2 protein-coding genes are annotated in these 629 nt (G+C 75.7%); one reads left to right on the top strand and one right to left on the bottom strand.

The genetic code is table 11. From position 1 onward, the window contains the following. Positions 1-217, bottom strand: a 217-nt coding sequence (locus GRC12_RS46255) for a hypothetical protein (RefSeq protein WP_244374731.1), incomplete at its 3' end; no start/stop codon positions are given. On the opposite strand from GRC12_RS46255, the gene GRC12_RS44895 reads away from it, so the two are divergent. Then, positions 110-481: an Rv3654c family TadE-like protein gene (locus GRC12_RS44895; RefSeq protein ID WP_439959967.1), complete on the top strand. Its 372-nt coding sequence runs from the start codon at positions 110-112 to the stop codon at positions 479-481. The genes GRC12_RS46255 and GRC12_RS44895 overlap by 108 nt on opposite strands. Positions 482-629: the final 148 nt, after the last annotated feature.

The following is a 629-nucleotide window of genomic DNA, read 5'->3' as shown; positions in this document are numbered from 1 at the left end:
GCGCTTCTGCGGCGACTGGGCCGGGGGCGGGGGTGCTGACCTTGATGTCCGGAGCCGCCGGTATGGCGACCGTGGATCCGCCACCGTCTGGAGCGTCGGTGCCATCGCCGTGCTGTGTGTGGTGTTCGGGGTCGTGCTCGCCCTGGGGCAGGCCGTTGTGGTCCGGCATCGGGCGGCCGGTGGCGCGGATCTGGCGGCGCTCGCCGCGGCCGATCACTGGGCGGACGGCGGTGCGGCGGCTTGTGCCCGGGCCGACCGGGTGGCAAGGGCCCAGGGCGTGCGGCTCGTGCGGTGTGTGATCGTGGGCGAGACCTCGGACGTGACGGCGGCTTCGGGAACGGGCCCGTTCGCCGCGGAGGTCAGGGCCCGGGCGGGCCCTGCGGAATCGAACCCGGCGCCGACTCCACCGCCGGCACACCGGTCCCCTTCGCAGCCGCCGTTCCCGAAGCCCGGCCTTGCTCGACCGGCGACACCCCGGTGACCGAATCCGTCGGCGTCACCGCAACCGCCCGGTTCCCCGGCCCCTTTGTCACCGGGACCGCCCGCTCGCCAGCCCCCTTCCGAGTCACCGCGACCGCCCGGTTCCCCGGCCTCCTTCCGGCGTCACCGCAACCGCCCGGTTCCCCGGC

This window comes from Streptomyces griseorubiginosus (assembly GCF_017614965.1).
GTDB lineage: Bacteria > Actinomycetota > Actinomycetes > Streptomycetales > Streptomycetaceae > Streptomyces > Streptomyces griseorubiginosus_B.
This window is presented reverse-complemented; position numbering and strand designations above follow the sequence as displayed.